The 16,313-nt window shown below is 59.1% G+C and carries 13 protein-coding genes and 1 pseudogene; 5 read left to right on the top strand and 9 right to left on the bottom strand.

Going from position 1 to position 16,313, the window contains the following annotated elements:
* Positions 1-287: 287 nt before the first annotated feature.
* The 8 genes and pseudogenes from ACS5Q1_RS39595 to ACS5Q1_RS39560 all read right to left on the bottom strand — a co-directional run bounded on the left by ACS5Q1_RS39595 (position 288) and on the right by ACS5Q1_RS39560 (position 9,882).
* The gene (locus tag ACS5Q1_RS39595; RefSeq protein WP_473103381.1) at positions 288-596 is read right to left on the bottom strand and encodes a DDE-type integrase/transposase/recombinase; all 309 of its coding nucleotides are present in this window, start codon (positions 594-596) and stop codon (positions 288-290) included.
* Positions 597-664: 68 nt separating this feature from the next.
* Positions 665-1,372 (bottom strand): annotated as a pseudogene (locus ACS5Q1_RS39590) (IS6 family transposase).
* An 85-nt stretch (positions 1,373-1,457) separates the two neighbouring features.
* Positions 1,458-2,765, bottom strand: coding sequence for an NAD(P)/FAD-dependent oxidoreductase (locus tag ACS5Q1_RS39585; protein ID WP_473103380.1), 1,308 nt, complete (start codon positions 2,763-2,765; stop codon positions 1,458-1,460).
* A gap of 312 nt (positions 2,766-3,077) precedes the next feature.
* On the bottom strand, positions 3,078-4,388 hold the full coding sequence (locus ACS5Q1_RS39580) for an NAD(P)/FAD-dependent oxidoreductase (protein ID WP_473103379.1): 1,311 nt from the start codon (positions 4,386-4,388) through the stop codon (positions 3,078-3,080).
* A gap of 189 nt (positions 4,389-4,577) precedes the next feature.
* Positions 4,578-5,456: an ABC transporter permease gene (locus tag ACS5Q1_RS39575; RefSeq protein ID WP_473103378.1), complete on the bottom strand. Its 879-nt coding sequence runs from the start codon at positions 5,454-5,456 to the stop codon at positions 4,578-4,580.
* 35 nt (positions 5,457-5,491) lie between these two features.
* On the bottom strand, positions 5,492-6,442 hold the full coding sequence (locus ACS5Q1_RS39570) for an ABC transporter permease (protein WP_473103377.1): 951 nt from the start codon (positions 6,440-6,442) through the stop codon (positions 5,492-5,494).
* 67 nt (positions 6,443-6,509) lie between these two features.
* A complete protein-coding gene (locus ACS5Q1_RS39565) occupies positions 6,510-8,180 on the bottom strand; it encodes a peptide ABC transporter substrate-binding protein (RefSeq protein ID WP_473103376.1) in 1,671 nt (556 codons plus the stop codon).
* Between the two features lie 37 nt (positions 8,181-8,217).
* Complete coding sequence (locus ACS5Q1_RS39560; RefSeq protein ID WP_473103375.1) at positions 8,218-9,882, bottom strand: ABC transporter ATP-binding protein; 1,665 nt, start codon at positions 9,880-9,882, stop codon at positions 8,218-8,220.
* A gap of 227 nt (positions 9,883-10,109) precedes the next feature.
* Between ACS5Q1_RS39560 and ACS5Q1_RS39555 the strand changes: the two genes are divergently transcribed.
* Positions 10,110-10,778, top strand: coding sequence for a FadR/GntR family transcriptional regulator (locus tag ACS5Q1_RS39555; RefSeq protein ID WP_473103374.1), 669 nt, complete (start codon positions 10,110-10,112; stop codon positions 10,776-10,778).
* Between the two features lie 64 nt (positions 10,779-10,842).
* On the opposite strand, the gene ACS5Q1_RS39550 is transcribed toward ACS5Q1_RS39555, so the two are convergent.
* The gene (locus ACS5Q1_RS39550; protein WP_473100279.1) at positions 10,843-11,358 is read right to left on the bottom strand and encodes a transposase; all 516 of its coding nucleotides are present in this window, start codon (positions 11,356-11,358) and stop codon (positions 10,843-10,845) included.
* A 944-nt stretch (positions 11,359-12,302) separates the two neighbouring features.
* On the opposite strand from ACS5Q1_RS39550, the gene ACS5Q1_RS39545 reads away from it, so the two are divergent.
* The 4 genes from ACS5Q1_RS39545 (at position 12,303) to ACS5Q1_RS39530 (ending at position 15,932) form a co-directional block, all read left to right on the top strand.
* On the top strand, positions 12,303-13,799 hold the full coding sequence (locus ACS5Q1_RS39545) for an NAD-dependent succinate-semialdehyde dehydrogenase (protein WP_473103373.1): 1,497 nt from the start codon (positions 12,303-12,305) through the stop codon (positions 13,797-13,799).
* 137 nt (positions 13,800-13,936) lie between these two features.
* Positions 13,937-14,290 (top strand): cupin domain-containing protein, encoded by a 354-nt coding sequence (locus ACS5Q1_RS39540; protein ID WP_473103372.1) that lies wholly within the window; start codon positions 13,937-13,939, stop codon positions 14,288-14,290.
* 394 nt (positions 14,291-14,684) lie between these two features.
* Positions 14,685-15,470, top strand: coding sequence for a phosphotransferase (locus ACS5Q1_RS39535; RefSeq protein ID WP_473103371.1), 786 nt, complete (start codon positions 14,685-14,687; stop codon positions 15,468-15,470).
* Positions 15,471-15,488: 18 nt separating this feature from the next.
* The gene (locus tag ACS5Q1_RS39530) at positions 15,489-15,932 is read left to right on the top strand and encodes an Lrp/AsnC family transcriptional regulator (protein WP_473103370.1); all 444 of its coding nucleotides are present in this window, start codon (positions 15,489-15,491) and stop codon (positions 15,930-15,932) included.
* Positions 15,933-16,313 lie beyond the last annotated feature (381 nt).

Genomic DNA, 16,313 nt, shown 5'->3' with positions numbered 1-16,313 from the left:
CGAGCCTGCCCAAGACCCGCTCCGGCAAGATCATGCGCCGCATCCTGCGCAAGATCGCCGAGGACGAGTTCGGCTCGCTCGGCGACACCTCGACGCTGGCCGACCCCGCCGTCGTCGACGATCTGATCACCAACCGGCAGAACAAGCGCACGCAGGCAGCGTGATCGCTGACTCATACGAGTCGATCTAAGCGTGCCTAGCAAACTGGGGTGAGCGCGTCGGTTTAGCATGGCCGGCACCGTCAACTCATTGGAGAAGATCGTGCTCATCCGGGGTTCAGGTCAGGATCAGACGGCACGCGCGATGCCGGTCACCTCAGCCCAGACCTGAAAGGCCCACGCACAGGCATAGCGATGGTCTACGGCGCTAACATACGCCGGACGGCGGAAGAGCTTCTCCACCTGATCGTGAACCGAGAGAAAACGCTGAGCCTGCCCGGCTGACTTGAAGCGCTTCATCTGTCGCTCGCGTCGTCGGATCGGCTGATGGCCGTTCTCGGCACGATTGTTCAAACCCTTGTGCCGGTGGTGTTCCACCCCAGGCATATTTGCCTTCTTCGCGATGGCGTGGCGAGTTTGTCCGTCACCATCACGCATGGGGCTATGCGGGCTTGTCACGTTAACGGTCATTAGACGCATTGAGCCTTGGAGGACAGCATACTTGTTCAAGTAGCAGCGCCTGCCGCGACTTTCCATGCCACCATAGCTTGGAGGCGATGAAGGTGAGTGGCGAGGACCGACTGATGCGAGCGAGGTGGAACGAACAGGTTTCGGGCGACTGAAAGGACGGAGTTGAACCGCTGCAGCCCTCCTGCGGACCGAAAGCCTTGCATCATCCGCTCTCGTTTCCTCAGCGGCACATGCGAATTCTCGGTCCTGTTGTTCAGACCCTTATGCCGCCAGTGCTCCACTCTCGGCATGACTTGTCGTCTGGCGGCTGCGTATGAGGGAAGTTTAACAGTGGTGATGCGCTTGGGTGCTATGCCTTGCTTCCTCATCAATCGGGTCAGCAGACGTTTGGCCGCCTTCGTGTTGCGGCGGCTCTGGACAAATTCATCGAGCACGTACCCGTCCTGGTCGACGGCCCGCCACAGCCAGTGCTTCGGGCCTGCGATGGTGATCACCACCTCATCGAGGCGCCAGCGATCTTCCGGTCAAGGAGTGCGTCGGAGGATGCGGATGGCATACACTCGGCCGAACTTCTCGGCCCAGCGTTGCACCGTGTCGTGGCTGATTAGGATCCCTCAGGTGGCCAGCATTTTATCCACCATGTGGAGACTCACAGGAAAGCGGAAACAGAGCCAGACCGCGAGGCTGATCACCGCGGCAGGGAAACGACGGCGAGCGTAGAGCGATGAGCGAGGCTTCTTCATACCGCCCCATAGGCCAGCGGATCACCGTTAAGGTCGGTCTCGAGATGAATGTTCGTCGTGACATCTGCTCGTTCTGGTCTGGCCGTCAATGGAACTTGAGCCTGGGTCTAACAACTCGGTTCACGTGCCCGACCAGAATCAGAGCAATTCCTTTCAACCATCCGTGGACCCCGATCAGATGCATTCGGTAGAGTGACACGTAGACGATACGGGCGATCCGCCCCTCAACCGCCATGCGACCGCCGACCAGGTTGCCCATCAGACTGCCAACCGTCGAGTAACGGCTGAGGGACACGAGCGACCCACGATCGCGGTAGACGAATGTCTCCAGCGGCCTGTCGGCGATCAGGGCGAGAACGTTGCGATAGGCTGTCCTGACCATCTGGTGGGCTGCCTGCGCGCGCGGCGGCACCGGCCGGTCAGAGTCGTCCGGCTTGCAGTAACAGCAATCACCAATGGCGAAGATGCGATCGTCCCGCGTAGTTTGGAGCGTTGGACGGACGACGAGCTGGTTGCTACGGGTCGTCTCCAGACCTGCAATGTCCTCCAGGACATCCGGTGCCCGCACACCAGCCGCCCAGATCCTCAGGTCCGCTTCGATCACCTCGCCGGTGCGGGTGCCCAGGCCGGTCGAGGTGGCTTCCATGATCGCGGTGTTGACGAGCACCCTTACGCCAAGCGCCTCCAGTTCCTTGTGGGCGGCTTCAGCGAGGTTAATGGGCAGAGCGGGTAGAATTCGGGGACCGGCCTCGACCAGGGTTACGCGCAGGCGGCTCTCATCAAAGACCTCCAGCCCGTAGTGTTTCAGCGCGGAGGCAGCATTGAAGAGCTCGGCGGCGAGCTCGACACCGGTGGCACCACCACCAACAATGGTGACATTGACAGAGGCATCTGCCCCAGAATCCGTGGTCATCGTGCGCGATACGCGCAGGCAGTGATTCAGCAATTTTTGCCGGAAGCGGTCCGCCTGCTCGCGATCCTCCAGGAAGAGGCAGTGCTCGCGCACACCGGGGGTATCAAAGTCGTTGGATACGGCACCGACACACAGGATCAGGTAATCGTAGCGGATCCTGTGGCGCCCGATAATCTCGGTGCCATCCTCATCCAGGATCGGAGCCACCACGACCTGTCGCGCCTCCCGGTCGATCGCCTCAAGGCTGCCCAGGAAGAAGCGATATCCCCATCGATGTCCGTGACTGCGATAGCCAATCTCGTCCAGGTTAGCGTCGAGCGATCCGGCTGCGACCTCGTGCAGGAGCGGTTTCCAGATGTGGGTTTGGTTTCGCTCAATGAGGATCACATCGTAAGCATCCCGGCCCAGCTTGGCGCCAAGCCGCCGTACGAGCTCGAGCCCTCCGGCTCCGCCTCCTACGATAACGATCTGAGTTTTCATGGCCTTTCCGAACCGGCCTCCGATTAGGTGGGCTGCAGCTGTCTGGATGGAGATGTCACGTTAACGGGGAATTCTGCCCGATACTCGTCAAGGAAAATCTCGCGCCGAGGGAAATCAAACGCTTGGGCTATGCAAAACCAGACCTCGTTGAGCGGCTCTGCGCCTATACTCAGTTAATGTGACATCCCCGTTCATGCAGCACGGCGTAAAATGCCTGTGTGAAAATGGAGGAGCAGTCACGAACCATGAGCGCCTGAAGGCCTGTAGACAAGCATCCGGAGGAGGCTAGCGGTAGTCTCGCTTAGGTGAGCTCTACCGGCGGGCGCGATACAAGGCGATTTGATCTTGGATCCGATAGCTTTGAATAACAGCCGGCATGAACCACGGATTACCGTTGTAAAAGGGAATGGCGGCCGGCGGCCGGAAGTCGAACGCAGTGCGTGCTTCCTTGCTGTACCCTAAGAGCTTGTACGCCGCGTGCATGCCTACCCAAGGTGCCCAGACAACCCCCGAGCCGCAGAAACCTGTCGCATAGACGACGCCATCCTTCTCGAAGATACGAGGCAGCATGTCGCGGTGCATCGCGACGTTGCCAAACCAGGTGTGCGACAGGCGGACGTTTTCCAATTCGGGGAAAAGATTCACGAGTCCCTTGCGTAGAACAAGCTTCGGCCCATCCGGATCGCCGACGCGAGAACTGTCGCGGCCCCCTAACAGAATGCGTTTGCCGTCGGGCGTCGGTCGGTAGTAGAATCCCAGCTGCCTGCCCTCGACCATCATCATCCGCTTCGGCATCAGCCGCACCATCACTTCTGGCGCGAGCTCCTCGGTGACAATGATCCGGCTGCGAACCGGGACTAGCCGGCGGCGCAAGAAGGGAACCGCGCCATCGGTATAGCCGTCTGTGCAGACCAGAACCTGGCGGGCCTGCACCGTGCCCGCCTCAGTCAAGACACGGAACTCGGAGCCATCCCGCTCTACCGAAGTCACGCGCGTACCTGCATGGACGGTCAGTCCCGAAGCCAGCGCCACCCGCAGGAGTTCAGCGTGGAACTTGGCCGGGTGCAGCCCGCCGATGTCCATCCGCGCCATGCCGCCGCGATAGAAATCAGTGCCGATGTAATTGCGCTGTTCGGCGTACGGAACCGCATAGGCCTCGATCCTCAGTCTCTTCGCCAGCACTTCGGCGCTCCGGGCCGTCTTCTCGTAGTCGTCATATCCGATCACGCCCTTGAATTGGCCAACCAGCTGAAAGTCACACTCGAGCCCTTCGGTCCTGATGAAGTCATAAAGGAATTCGCGGGCGATCTTGCCCTCCGCCTCGATTGCAATTGCCTTCTCTTCGCCGAAGCGCCGGGTGATCGTGGCGTAATCCGGCCGAATGCTTCCACTGGTAATTCCGCCGTTACGCGTCGAGGCCCCCTCGCCCGGGTTCATCGCATCGAAGGCTGCCACCGAACGTCCCTCGCGCGCCAGAACGAGCCCCGCCGATAACCCGGCGTATCCAGCGCCTATGATCGCCACGTCGAGCTTCTTGGCCAGCGGCTGTCGCGGCAGCGGTTTGACGGGTGCCTCTTCCCACCAGTAGGGCGTGTTCTTGTCTGCGATTCCGGATTCTTTCATGGGACTAACTTCTCGTTGCGTTTGGCCAAGGCCTTCTGAGATTGCCGACGAAGACGGGAGGCGGCGTTCGACCGTGACGCGCTTTGATCCAAATGACACAACAGCTACGGTTCGCCCTGTTTGAAGCCATCCACGAGCGGGTGTGGCCTTCCCCTAAACTGCCGTAACCTCGCCCCGACGCCATTCCCGTCAGGTGTGATCACCGCGAACATCGAACGCATCGCGCAGCCCGTCGCCGATGAAGTTGAAGCTGGTTACGGCGATGGTAATGGCGGCACCGGGAATGATCGCCAGCCACGGTGCGCTACCCAGATATTGCTGCGCGCCGTTCAGCATGTTGCCCCAACTGGGCAGCGGTGGCTGAATGCCATACCCGAGGAAGCTGATATAGGCCTCCATGAGGATGGCGCGGGCGACGGTCAGGGTGGCCGCGACGATGATTGGACCGATGGCATTGGGAAGGATCTCGCGGAACATGATATGCGTTCCGCTCAGCCCCAGCATGCGACCGGCCTGAACGAATTCGCGCTCTCGAAGCGAGCGGACCTCCGCCTCGACAATTCGGGCGACCTCCATCCAGCTGGTGGCAGCGATGACGACGGTTATCATGATCGGGCTTGGCTTCAACGCAGCGGCAAGGGCCAGCACGAGGAAGATCGACGGGAAGGACAGGAAGCCATCTACGGTGCGCATCAGCGCCGTGCCGATCCAGCCGCCCCGATATCCCGCGAGCACGCCCACGAGGGTTCCGATCAGCGTCGACAACAGCATCGCAGAGAAGCCAACCAGCAGGGAAATCCGTCCCGCCATGAAGAGCCGCGCCGCCAAGTCCCGTCCAAGGGGATCGGTGCCCAGATAATGGTTGCCGGTCAGCGGGGGAGAAAAGCGGGCGCGCAGATCGATATAGAGCGAATCATATGGCAGCAGGTAGGGACCCAATACGCACGCCAGCGTCAGGGAGGCGATCATCACCATCCCGAGCAGGGCCAGATGGTGACTCATAAAACGGTGTGCAGTTCGGCTGTTCCACCAGCGGTCCTGACCTGAATTTACGGCGATGGCGGTCATAATGGCTGACTCCTGTTGAACGTCTTGTATCGCGTTTAACTCAAGCGAATGCGCGGATCGATGATGGCAACGACGATGTCGGTGATCAGATTGCACAGCACCACAAGTATTGCGGAGAACATGAGCAGCCCCATCACAACTGGGTAGTCACTGTAGCCAAGACTGTCGAGGAACAGCCGGCCCATTCCCGGCCAAGTAAACACGGTCTCGGTGACCAGAGCGCCCGTCAGAACGCTGGGAAGCTGCATTCCCGCCAGCGTGATCATCGGCAGGAGGGCATTGCCGACGACATGCTTCATCAAGATCCGGCGCTCGCTCAGTCCCTTGGCGCGGGCTGTCTTGACGAATTCCTGGCTGATAACGTCAAGCGTCGCCGTTCGCATGTAGCGGCTCCAGATGGCGACATGGACCAGCGCCAGCACTATGCTGGGCAGGATAAGGTGATGGATATGGTTCAGAACTGAGCCGTCGCCGATCGTGTACATGTTCCCCGCCGGCAGCCAACCCAACCGGAGCGAGAAGACGTAGATGCCGACAAGCCCGAACCAGAAGGTCGGGATCGACAGCGCCACCATCGCGCCGACTGTTGCCAGATAGTCGAAAGCCGAATACCGGTGTGTTGCACCGCGAATACCGATCCATGTGCCGATGGCGATCGCGATCACGGTGGATGAACCCATCAACAACAGCGTTGCAAAAAGGTGCCGGCCAATCACGTCCAAGACCGCCGCACCGTCGCGGAAGGAGTGACCCCAGTCACCTTGTACAAGGCGCCAAGCCCAGTCCAGATATTGCATCCACAGCGGACGGTTGAGCCCCAGTTGTTCTTTGAGACGGTTGAGATCATCCTGGGTCATGCTGGGATCGAGCCCAAATTGCGCCAAGGGGCCACCCGGGATCAGGTTCAGGACGACGAAGCCGATGACCGAAACGATCAGGAGCAGGACGAGGCTCTGGGAGAGCCTGTTAAGTAGGAAGCCGCGCATTCAGCTCTCCTCATGACAGCGTCACTGGATAGACCGCCGCCGCAACTCGCGACGGCGGCAGCGTACATCAGCCTTTCCAATGCCATCCTGCAGCATGCCAGGATGCTACGCGGGTGTTGGTGTTAGGCTCGAAGCCCTCGAGACCTTTCTTGCGCCCAACCACGTTGGTCGAGGCAAACAGCGGCAGGAACGGCAGATCCTGACGCACGAGTTCCTGCACACGGTAGTAGATCTCGCGCCGTGCCTCAGGATCGAAGGTGCGGGTACCTTTTTCGAGCAACGCATCGACCTCCGGGTTGGAGTATTGGCCGGTGTTGGAGCCCTTTCCGCCCTTCGCGGCAATTGCGCTGGTGTGGAGGCGGTTGGTGGCGTCCGGATCCGCCGCAATGAGATGGGTGACACCTGCGATCGCTGAGTCGAACTGCGACTTCAGCCAAAATTCGCCAAACATGACTGCAGCAGGCAAATTCGATATGGTCATCTTGACGCCAATGTCTGCAAACGTTTGCTGCAGGAACTGTTGCACTTGTTCCCGGAGATTGTTGCCCGAAGTCGTGGAGTTGGCGAACGACAGTTTCACTCCGTTCTTCGCGCGGATCCCATCCGGTCCTGGCACCCAGCCGGCTTCGTCGAGGATTTTGCGCGCGCGGTCGAGGTTGTACTCCTGCACCGGGAGGTTCGGATTGTAATAGTAAGACTCCCGCGGCATGAACGTCTCTGTGAGCGTGCCTACGCCGAAGTAGATCGCGTCGATAATTGCCTTTCTGTCTATTGCGGCATAGAGCGCCTGGCGCACCGCCGGATCCTTGAATTGAGGCTTCTCAAGATTGAGATAGATCGACTCGAGCGATGCCCCTGGGACTAGGGTCACCACACGGCCCGGCAATTTTCTGGCTTCCTCGTAATGGTCGGCAGTAATGTATGCTTGATCTACAAGGTCAATGTCGCCACTCTTGAACTGGGTATAGAGCACCGTCATGTCAGGTATGTATTTGAAGACGATCCGCTCGACATAGGGGCCCTCCGCGAAATATTGAGGGTTCGCGACGAGTTCGAGATGATCGCCGGCAACCCGCCGCGCCCACTTGAATGCACCGGTGCCGACAGGCGCCTGATTGAAGGCGGCGGCGTTGGGATCAGCCTCTTTCTCGAGAATGTGCTTGGGCACCATGAAGGTTTCCGCGAGAAACGACAGGTAGGGGGCGAAGACCTTCTCCATGCGCCAGGTCAGCTCAGTCGGTGAGACCACCGTAATATCCCGCACCAGGGAATGCCCACCCGTGCGCCACGCGCGGAAGTTCGGGTTGGTGATGAGTTCAAGAGTGAACTTCACATCCTCGGCCGTGAAGGGCTTGCCGTCGTGCCAGCGGACGTCATCACGCAGACGAATGCGCCACTGCAGGCCGTCGTCCGAAATCCCGCCGTTCTTCTGTGTTGGCACTTCGGCCGCGAGATTGGGCTGGAGAACACCCTTGGGGTCGATGCGGAAAAGGGCGTCAAACAGAGAGAAGTGTACCGCGTCGTCGACCTCGATATGGGGCATCAACGGATTGAATACGGTCGGTTCTTGCGAAAGCCCGACGACGACGCGGCCCTTTGGGTTTTTTGCAACGGATTGGGCAAAGGCAGGTTTGCCGAGCAGGTTAGGTGCGACAAAGCTCGCAACGCCGCCTGCCGCCATTAAGCGTAGAGCACCGCGTCGCGAATAGGTTGACGTGGTCGTAAGATCCTTAGTCATGATTTCTCCTCCCTAGTGACGATATTCGCCGTGGCTCTCAAACGTTCGCAGCAATCGGCCCTGTGCTCCTCGGCCGCTCTCCAGGAATTGCTGCCACCAGCTCACGTGTGTAGGCTGATTGTGGATGCAGGAAGATCTGCGATGGCGGGCCGTGTTCGACGATGCGCCCTTTCTGCATCACTGCGATTTCGTCGCAGATCTGGCTGGCGACGCGCAGATCATGGGTGATGAAAATCATCGATACGCCGGTCTCTCGTTGGATCTGGTCCAGCAGCTTGAGAATCTGAGCCTGGATGGACACGTCCAGCGCAGAGACGGCCTCGTCAGCAACCAGCAGCTTGGGCTTGAACATCAAAGCCCGGGCGATGCCGATGCGCTGGCGTTGCCCACCGGAAAACTCGTGCGGATAGCGGCCGAAGGCACCGGCATCGAGACCGACATGGGACAGCAACGCTCGGGCCTGCTCACGCGCCTGAGCATACGGCATGCCGTGCGCAACGGGACCAACGGTCAGGATCTGGCCGATGGTCGAGCGCGGGTTCAGCGACGCGAAAGGGTCCTGGAAGATCATCTGGATCTGCGGCCGCAGCGGACGAAATTCGGACTCCGAGAGGTTGGCGATGTCGCGGCCTTCAAAGAGAATTCGACCGCCGTCACTGTCCTGAAGCTTGATCAGAAGCCGTCCCAGCGATGATTTGCCCGAGCCGCTTTCTCCCACAATGCCCAGGGTACGACCCGCAGCCAAGTCAAATGAAACATCGTTCACCGCGGGCACGACGCGGTGGCTGCCAAACAAGACGCTGCCGCTCCGATATGTCTTGCTCAGTCCGTCAACCTTCAGGATCGGCGTCCTACTGACGGCTTCCTGGGAGGAACGATCCTCACCGGTCAGGCGCGGGACGGCCGCAATCAGGCGTTTTGTATAGGGATGGGTGGGGGATTTCAGAACCCGCTCGGTGCTGCCTTGCTCGACAATGCGGCCTTTCTCCATCACCACCACGCTGTCCGCAATCTCAGCCACGACACCGAAGTCATGGGTGATGAACATCACGCTCATTCCCTTGCGACGCTGAATGTCCTGGATCAGTTGGAGGATCTGCGCCTGCGTGGTTACGTCGAGGGCCGTGGTTGGTTCGTCCGCGATCAGGACTGTGGGTTCGAGCGCCAGGGCCATGGCGATCATCACGCGCTGGCGCTGCCCACCCGAAAGCCGAAACGGATATTGGTAGTACATGAGCTCTGGATCGGGCAGACCGACTTCGGTCAGCAGCTCGATGGCGCGGTTGCGCCGCGACGCCTTCGTGCCCACCTTATGTGCCGCCAAGACCTCGGTAATCTGCTCGCCGACCGTCATCAGCGGGTTGAGCGCCGAGAGCGGGTCCTGGAAGATCATGGACACGACGCGGCCGCGCAGATCTCGCAGTTTTTTCGCCGGTGCGCCGATTATGGCCGTGCCGTCGAGATGAATAGTACCGGAGGAGACGCGGATCAGCTTCGGCAAAAGCCCCATGATCGTGTTTGCCGTTACCGACTTGCCTGAACCGGACTCGCCGATGATGCACAGGATCTGACCCCACTTGAGATCAAACGAGATGTTCTCGACGGCATGAGCCCGCTCCATGCCTTGCGGCAGGTCCACTGTCAGGCCACGCACCGAAAGCGCGGCGTCGTCTCCAGCAACAGCCTCTGCTCTAGCGGCCATCGATATTCCTCCTTTGTCAACGCAGCTGTTACTTTGCGATGCTTGTCGCTGCTCTTTGCGCGCTGCCTCCGACGATGGTTCTGCGAGCAGTGCGGAGCTTGCATTCCCTGTACTTCAGCGCCATTCGCTACCAATCGGAGCTTAGACTGCGATTAATATAGGATTGGTCTTGCCATTGGTGTCAATATAGATCAATTTGGTTGCGTAAAATAATTTTGCGAGGGCCCATGAGCGTCGTATTGAAGGATTTCATTGAGGCGGAAGGTCTGGAACCGGGGGATCGATTGCCGCCTGAGCGCGACTTGGCGCTGAAACTCGGGCTGCCCCGTACCGCCCTTCGAAGGATGCTCGCTTCATTGGAGAAGGAAGGCCGGCTTACCAGGCATGTGGGCAGGGGGACCTTTATCGCCGGCAGCGGCGTAAGCTCGACCGCCCTTCGTCGCCCGCCAGGCAGCGCGGGAGACGCGTTGCGCACCTATCCGGCGGAAGTTTTCGAGGCTCGGCTTATCATAGAACCCAAGATCGCCGCCTTGGCGGCATTACGGGCGACCAGGCAGGAAATCGACGAAATGCAGAAATCGATCGATCGGGGCAGCGCGTCAGAAACTCTGGTCGAATTCGAGAAATGGGACGCTGTCTTTCACCGCATCATCGTCGAAGCCGCCCGCAATGGTCTTCTCGCCTCGCTCTATGAAGGTATTCACGCAGTACGGGCGGGGAACCTCTGGGGGAAAATGAAGGAGCAGTCACTAACCTCTGAGCGCATGGAGGCCTATATCGCCAGCCATCAGGCCATTCTTGACGCCATCAAAGATCGGGACAGCAGAGAGGCCGAGCGAAACATGTACGATCACATTGTCGAAGCGAGAACGAATATACTTGGCCCGATTATCTGAGCACCTGATAGCGGTCTGGCGAGGAAAAATCTCCTGCCGAAGGAAATCAAACATTTAATGATCTTCACGGAAGACCTGCAACAGAGAGACCTGCATGCCGAAAGAAGCTGACGATCATTTCGGGTTGACGTTGCAAGCGACAGAATTCACGGCGGGCCAGGCGGTGCAGATCGGCGACTGATCCAGGTAGCGCGTTCGCCATGGCGCACTTGACGAGGGCATTGCATTGTTCCTCCGGATTGAGCTCTGGTGCATAGGCCGGCAGATGGGCCACCGCATAGTCCTGCGGGTGGGCCGCGATGAAGGCGGTGGTTGCTCGCGAGCGGTGGGCGTTGAGCCGATCCCAGACCACCAGCAGCGGTGTGCCGACCTTTCGCCGGAAGAAGCGCAGGGCCAGGATGACACAGCGGCTTGAGACGCTGGTGCGGAAGTGGCGGGCATACAGCCGCCCGTCAGGCGTGATCGCCACGATGCTCGACACCTCGCGCCGCTTGCTCACCCGCCGCAGCACCGGGGTCAGCCCGCGCCGCGCCCAGGTCGTGGCCGGCCGGATCCGGAAGCTGTGGCCGGTCTCATCCACGAGCAGGAGGGTCCGATGCTCCCGGCGCGCCTAATGGCATGGACCGGCCGTGCTCCCGGGCGGAGCATGGGAATACGGGATTATCCCGCGCCACCTCACGAACCGAGGAGGTGAGATATTCATTTCTCAACCTCTCTCCAAAAGGCAGTGCACGACAATCGGATAACAACTTTAAATTGTTTGTCCTCAAGCAAAGTTACTACTGATTGTAACCGCGCAGTTTTGTTGTTTCACATAGATTCTTTCAAGCGGGGCGACTGCGCAATTAATCTTTTCTGTATCAGGCATTAATGGACGCCTTATAGCTCGGTCGATGAACCGGGTGCTGGGAGATCTAGCGAGTCAGCTTCCAATGGCATGCAGACACTAAAAGTGTTTTGTTTTTGAGTGACGGATGCCCGACATCGCCCGCTCATCAGAAAGGTTTGAATTGATGCTTTCGTCGGACCACCTCGTCATGCTGAAGCGCTGGGGGTTTCTTTGCGGCCTCTCTTGAAAATAGGCAAAAGCACTGAGGTCGCTTGGCTGGCAATGAACAGTCCCCAGGGGCCGGCGACGGTCTCCACTCTCGAAGAGGCCCGTATGTTCGGTGAGGCCGGCGTCAGGAACATCGCTGTATGCGGTTGGCGTCGTCTCCACAAAGCTGGAAGTTGCCCACCGACTGCTAAGCTGTATCCGCACCTGCGCAGGCTTCGGCTTGCGACCGCCGTCATGGACCTCTATTTCCGCCGTTCCCTCATCGGGTCAATGCAGAGCCGTCAAACCACGGATGTCGTGCTGCACTCGGCGGCGTAAGTCGAAGAATCTGGTATTTCGTAGAACACTACGTTCATGAGCCATCGCAAATTATTTCTGCAACCAAATTGATCTATATTGACACCAATGGCACGACCAATCTTATATTGATCGCATGTGCAACATGATTGGTAGCGAAGGTGCTGAACGTGAAACCAACTCCCGCGCAAAAAACAACTCCGCTTGTCACGTCCTCCTCGGCTGCCGTAGTCCGCGACGCTCCTACGCAACTGTTCATCGGCGGCGAATGGGTCTCTGCAAAAGAAGACCGCACCTTTGAAGTGGTCGATCCCTCGACTGCGGGTGTAATCGCCACCGTCTCCGATGGCGATATCGCCGATGGAATAGCCGCGCTCGACGCGGCGGAAAAGGCCTTTGCGGTTTGGAAGACTACCTCGCCGCGGCGTCGCTCGGACGTTTTGATGAAGTGTTTCCACCTTGTGCTCGAACAGGCAGAATGGCTGGCGCAACTGATCACCGTCGAGAACGGCAAGGCACTTGCGGACGCCAGGTCGGAGGTCGCCTATGCGGCCGAGTTTTTCCGCTGGTATGCGGAAGAAGCTGTACGGGCACCAGGCGAATTCGGGCCTGCACCTTCCGGCGCCAATCAGATCATCGTGAACCACGAGCCGATTGGTATCGCCGTATTGGTGACGCCCTGGAACTTCCCGGCAGCAATGGCGACCCGAAAGATCGCTCCCGCATTGGCCGCGGGCTGTCCGTGCATCCTGAAGCCCGCAGCGGAGACCCCGCTGACGGCGCTGGCGATCGGCGAAATTATGCGGCAGGCAGGCGTTCCGGCCGGAGTGGTCAACATCGTGACAACGAAGAAGGCCGGCCCCGTGGTCAGCGCCATGCTGCATGACAAGCGGGTACGGAAGCTGTCGTTTACCGGCTCGACAGGCGTGGGCCGGACACTGCTTCGCGAGGCTGCGGACCAGGTTGTCAGCTGCTCAATGGAACTCGGCGGCAATGCGCCTTTCATTGTATTCGACGATGCCGACCTGGAGACGGCTGTCGCTGGAGCAATGGTTGCCAAGATGCGCAATGGCGGCGAGGCATGCACCGCCGCGAACCGCTTCTATGTGCAGAAAGGGATTCTGGCGGACTTCACGCAGCGGTTCGCGGAGGAGATGGCCGCGCTCAAGGTCGGACCAGGGCTGATTCCAAGCACTCAGCTCGGGCCACTGATAACCGAGGCCGCCGTCGCCAAGGTGGAACGCCTGGTAGATGACGCCGTTGCCAAGGGAGCCCGCATCGTTACGGGTGGCAGCCGGTTAAACGGCGACGGTTTCTATTATCCGCCTACCGTACTCGCAGACGTTTCTCTCGATGCCGAGATCCTTCGCGAGGAAATCTTCGGGCCGGTTGCGCCAATCATTGCATTTGAAACCGAGGACGAGGTCGTCCAGATGGCCAACGACACCGAATACGGGCTGGTTTCCTATGTGTTCAGCAGCGACCTCAAACGCGCGCTTGCGGTAACCGGACGGCTGGAAAGCGGCATGGTCGGAATCAACCGAGGCGTGGTCTCCGACGCTGCCGCACCGTTTGGCGGCATGAAGCAGAGCGGCCTCGGCCGTGAGGGCAGCCATCACGGCATGCTCGAATATCTCGAAACAAAATACATCGCCGCAAGCTGGTAGGCATTCGGCGTTTCTGACCGCTTTGTCCTTCTACCGTTATAGACAATCTCGGAACGAGGTCGGAGCCGACTTGCATCCATCTTGTCTAACGACGACGCGGATTTTGCTTTCACTCAGGTTAAAATTTGGAGAACTAGATGTCACTACTCAAAACCATCGACCCGAATCCTTCGTTCGAACCGAAGCACGCGACCCCCGCGCCGGATCGCCTTATCGCGGGTGCCCCCGCCTTCAAAACTTGGGCGCAGGACAGCGACAAAGAGGGCAGGGTGAATACCGGCGTCTTTGAGGCCACTCCGGGCGAGACGCACTCAATCAAGGGCGATACCTTTGAGTTCTGCCATATCCTACAAGGAGTGATCGAGCTGACCGAGAAGGATAAGGAGCCGGTCGTCTATCGAGCGGGCGACAGCTTCGCGATGAAGCCCGGCTATGTCGGGGTGTGGAAAACGATCGAGACGGTGCGGAAAATCTACGTGACCGTCACTTAATCGTAGCACCGAACGAGGGTGTTCCGCCGCACATTTGCTGCCACCTGTTCTGGGTTGGGAGCGGAGCGACATGGCGGAGCTACCGGTTGGCAAAGCCCGGAAAGTGGCTGGGCGGCTTGTCCGCCCCACCATCTCACAAACCTAGGCCGTGCTTCCAGGAATCCATCGGACGAGCGCGGCATGCGGATTGGCAGGGGCGCGATCGTCGCCCGCACGGAGGAAAAAGAGGAGGCCGCGAATCCTTCTAGGTAGGCGCTTGCCAAAAAGCGGGAGTTTCGGCAGGTCGGAAGAGAGGAAGGGTTCTCGGCGCCCAGTCAAATTGACGAGCTCTTTGGAGTCAGCGCCGAGTTCGCACATATGTCGCTGAGTTCATCGGCCTGATAAGGGTAGGAAAATGGCTGTTTTTACCGAACTTTCCGACGAAGATCGCCAATCGATCACTGCGGCCTATGGTTTTACGTCGCTCTTGTCGGTGATTGGGATCGCGGACGGCGACACCGAGACGACCTACCTGTTTCGCGCCCAGGAAGGCGAATTCATCGTTACGCTTTTCGAAAACGGAGCCCAGCCTTTAGATCTGGAAAGAGCTTTCGACACCATGGAGGCGCTCTATCGAAAGGGCGTCCCCTGTCCCAAACCGCTGCGCACTGTCGAAGGCCAGGCCACGTGCCGGGCCGCAGGTCGATTGGTCGCCGTCGTCAGGTTCGTACCGGGCTCCTCATCCAGCAAAGCAGGCCCGGCAAAATGCCTAAGCCTGGGTCGTGTGATGGCTCAAATCCATGCTGCCTCGGAACGAAAGGCAAAGCGCGGATCAACGGATCTTCCAACTGGGGCAGTTCATGGCGCGTTGGTCCAAGAGAATGTCTTTTTCCTTGGAGAGGAAGTAAGCGGGGTCATTAACTTCAGGCTGCGGCACGATGATGCGCTGGTGTCAGAGGTTGCTGATGTGCTTGTCGGTTGGGCGGAGGAAGCCAACGGTGAACTGAACAAAGAGCGTGCGCGCGCGCTACTGGAGGGTTATCAAGAGGCTCGAAGCCTGACCGGCGCGGAAAAGGAGGCATTGCCAGGTTTCATAATGGCTTCGACATCGAAGCGATTTGCGAGCCAGACGGGAAGAACCTTCCTACCGGAAATCGCCGTGGTAGCTTATCGGTCAGTAACGCCCAACATTCTAGGCTAATCGACCGGCTCCAACCCCATGAAACATCTTCTCGATCGAACTGACGAACAGATACTTCTCGAATTGAAGGCTAACGCCCGTATCTCGCACGCGGAGTTGTCGACGAAGGTGAATCTTTCGCGTAACGCCGTGCGAGTGCGGATCGAACGACTTGAGCGAGAAGGCTTCATCAAAGGATATACGATCGTCGCCGGTGATGGAGGGAGTAGCCAACATGTCACGACCGCACTGATCTTCGTCTACCGTCACGATCGCATGAGGGGTGGCGACGTGATTCATGCGCTGCGGAAAATCCCAGAAGTCGTAGCTTGCGACGTAATGACTGGTGACTTCGATCTCCTCGTCAGGGTCGAGTCTCCCGAGGCCGACCGCATAAGGCAGATTTGGCAGCTAATAGCCGAGATGCCCGGGGTGCGCGATACACTGACGGCGTTTGCTCTCTCCTCCGCAATCCGAAAATAGAAGAGCCCCAAAACATCGGCGCATGCATGGGGAGCACAGTTCATAATGGCCATTTTATCGCGAATTTACTGGGCGGGTTGTTGCCAGGGGATGAATGGATCTTTGCGGGCTGTAGTTCTCCTTCCATGCGGTGTTCTCAACCCGCGCGTGGGCGAGTGACGAGAACAGGGGTTGGATGAGGCACTCATTGCCGAGCTTCCATTGATGGGAAGGACTGCCCCGCTCCGAAGCGCTCGGCCGTATGCTAACCAACTAAGTAGTCGGCCCTGAATAATGCGGAAGCACAAGGCCGGTGCTGGGTTTCAGGCAACCTGAGAAGTATCCGGTTGCGCGATTGAGCTCATCAGAGCTGCAATGATCCAGGCCATAATAAGCCTGAGC

The organism is Microvirga sp. GN3, from assembly GCF_055792825.1.
This window is presented reverse-complemented; position numbering and strand designations above follow the sequence as displayed.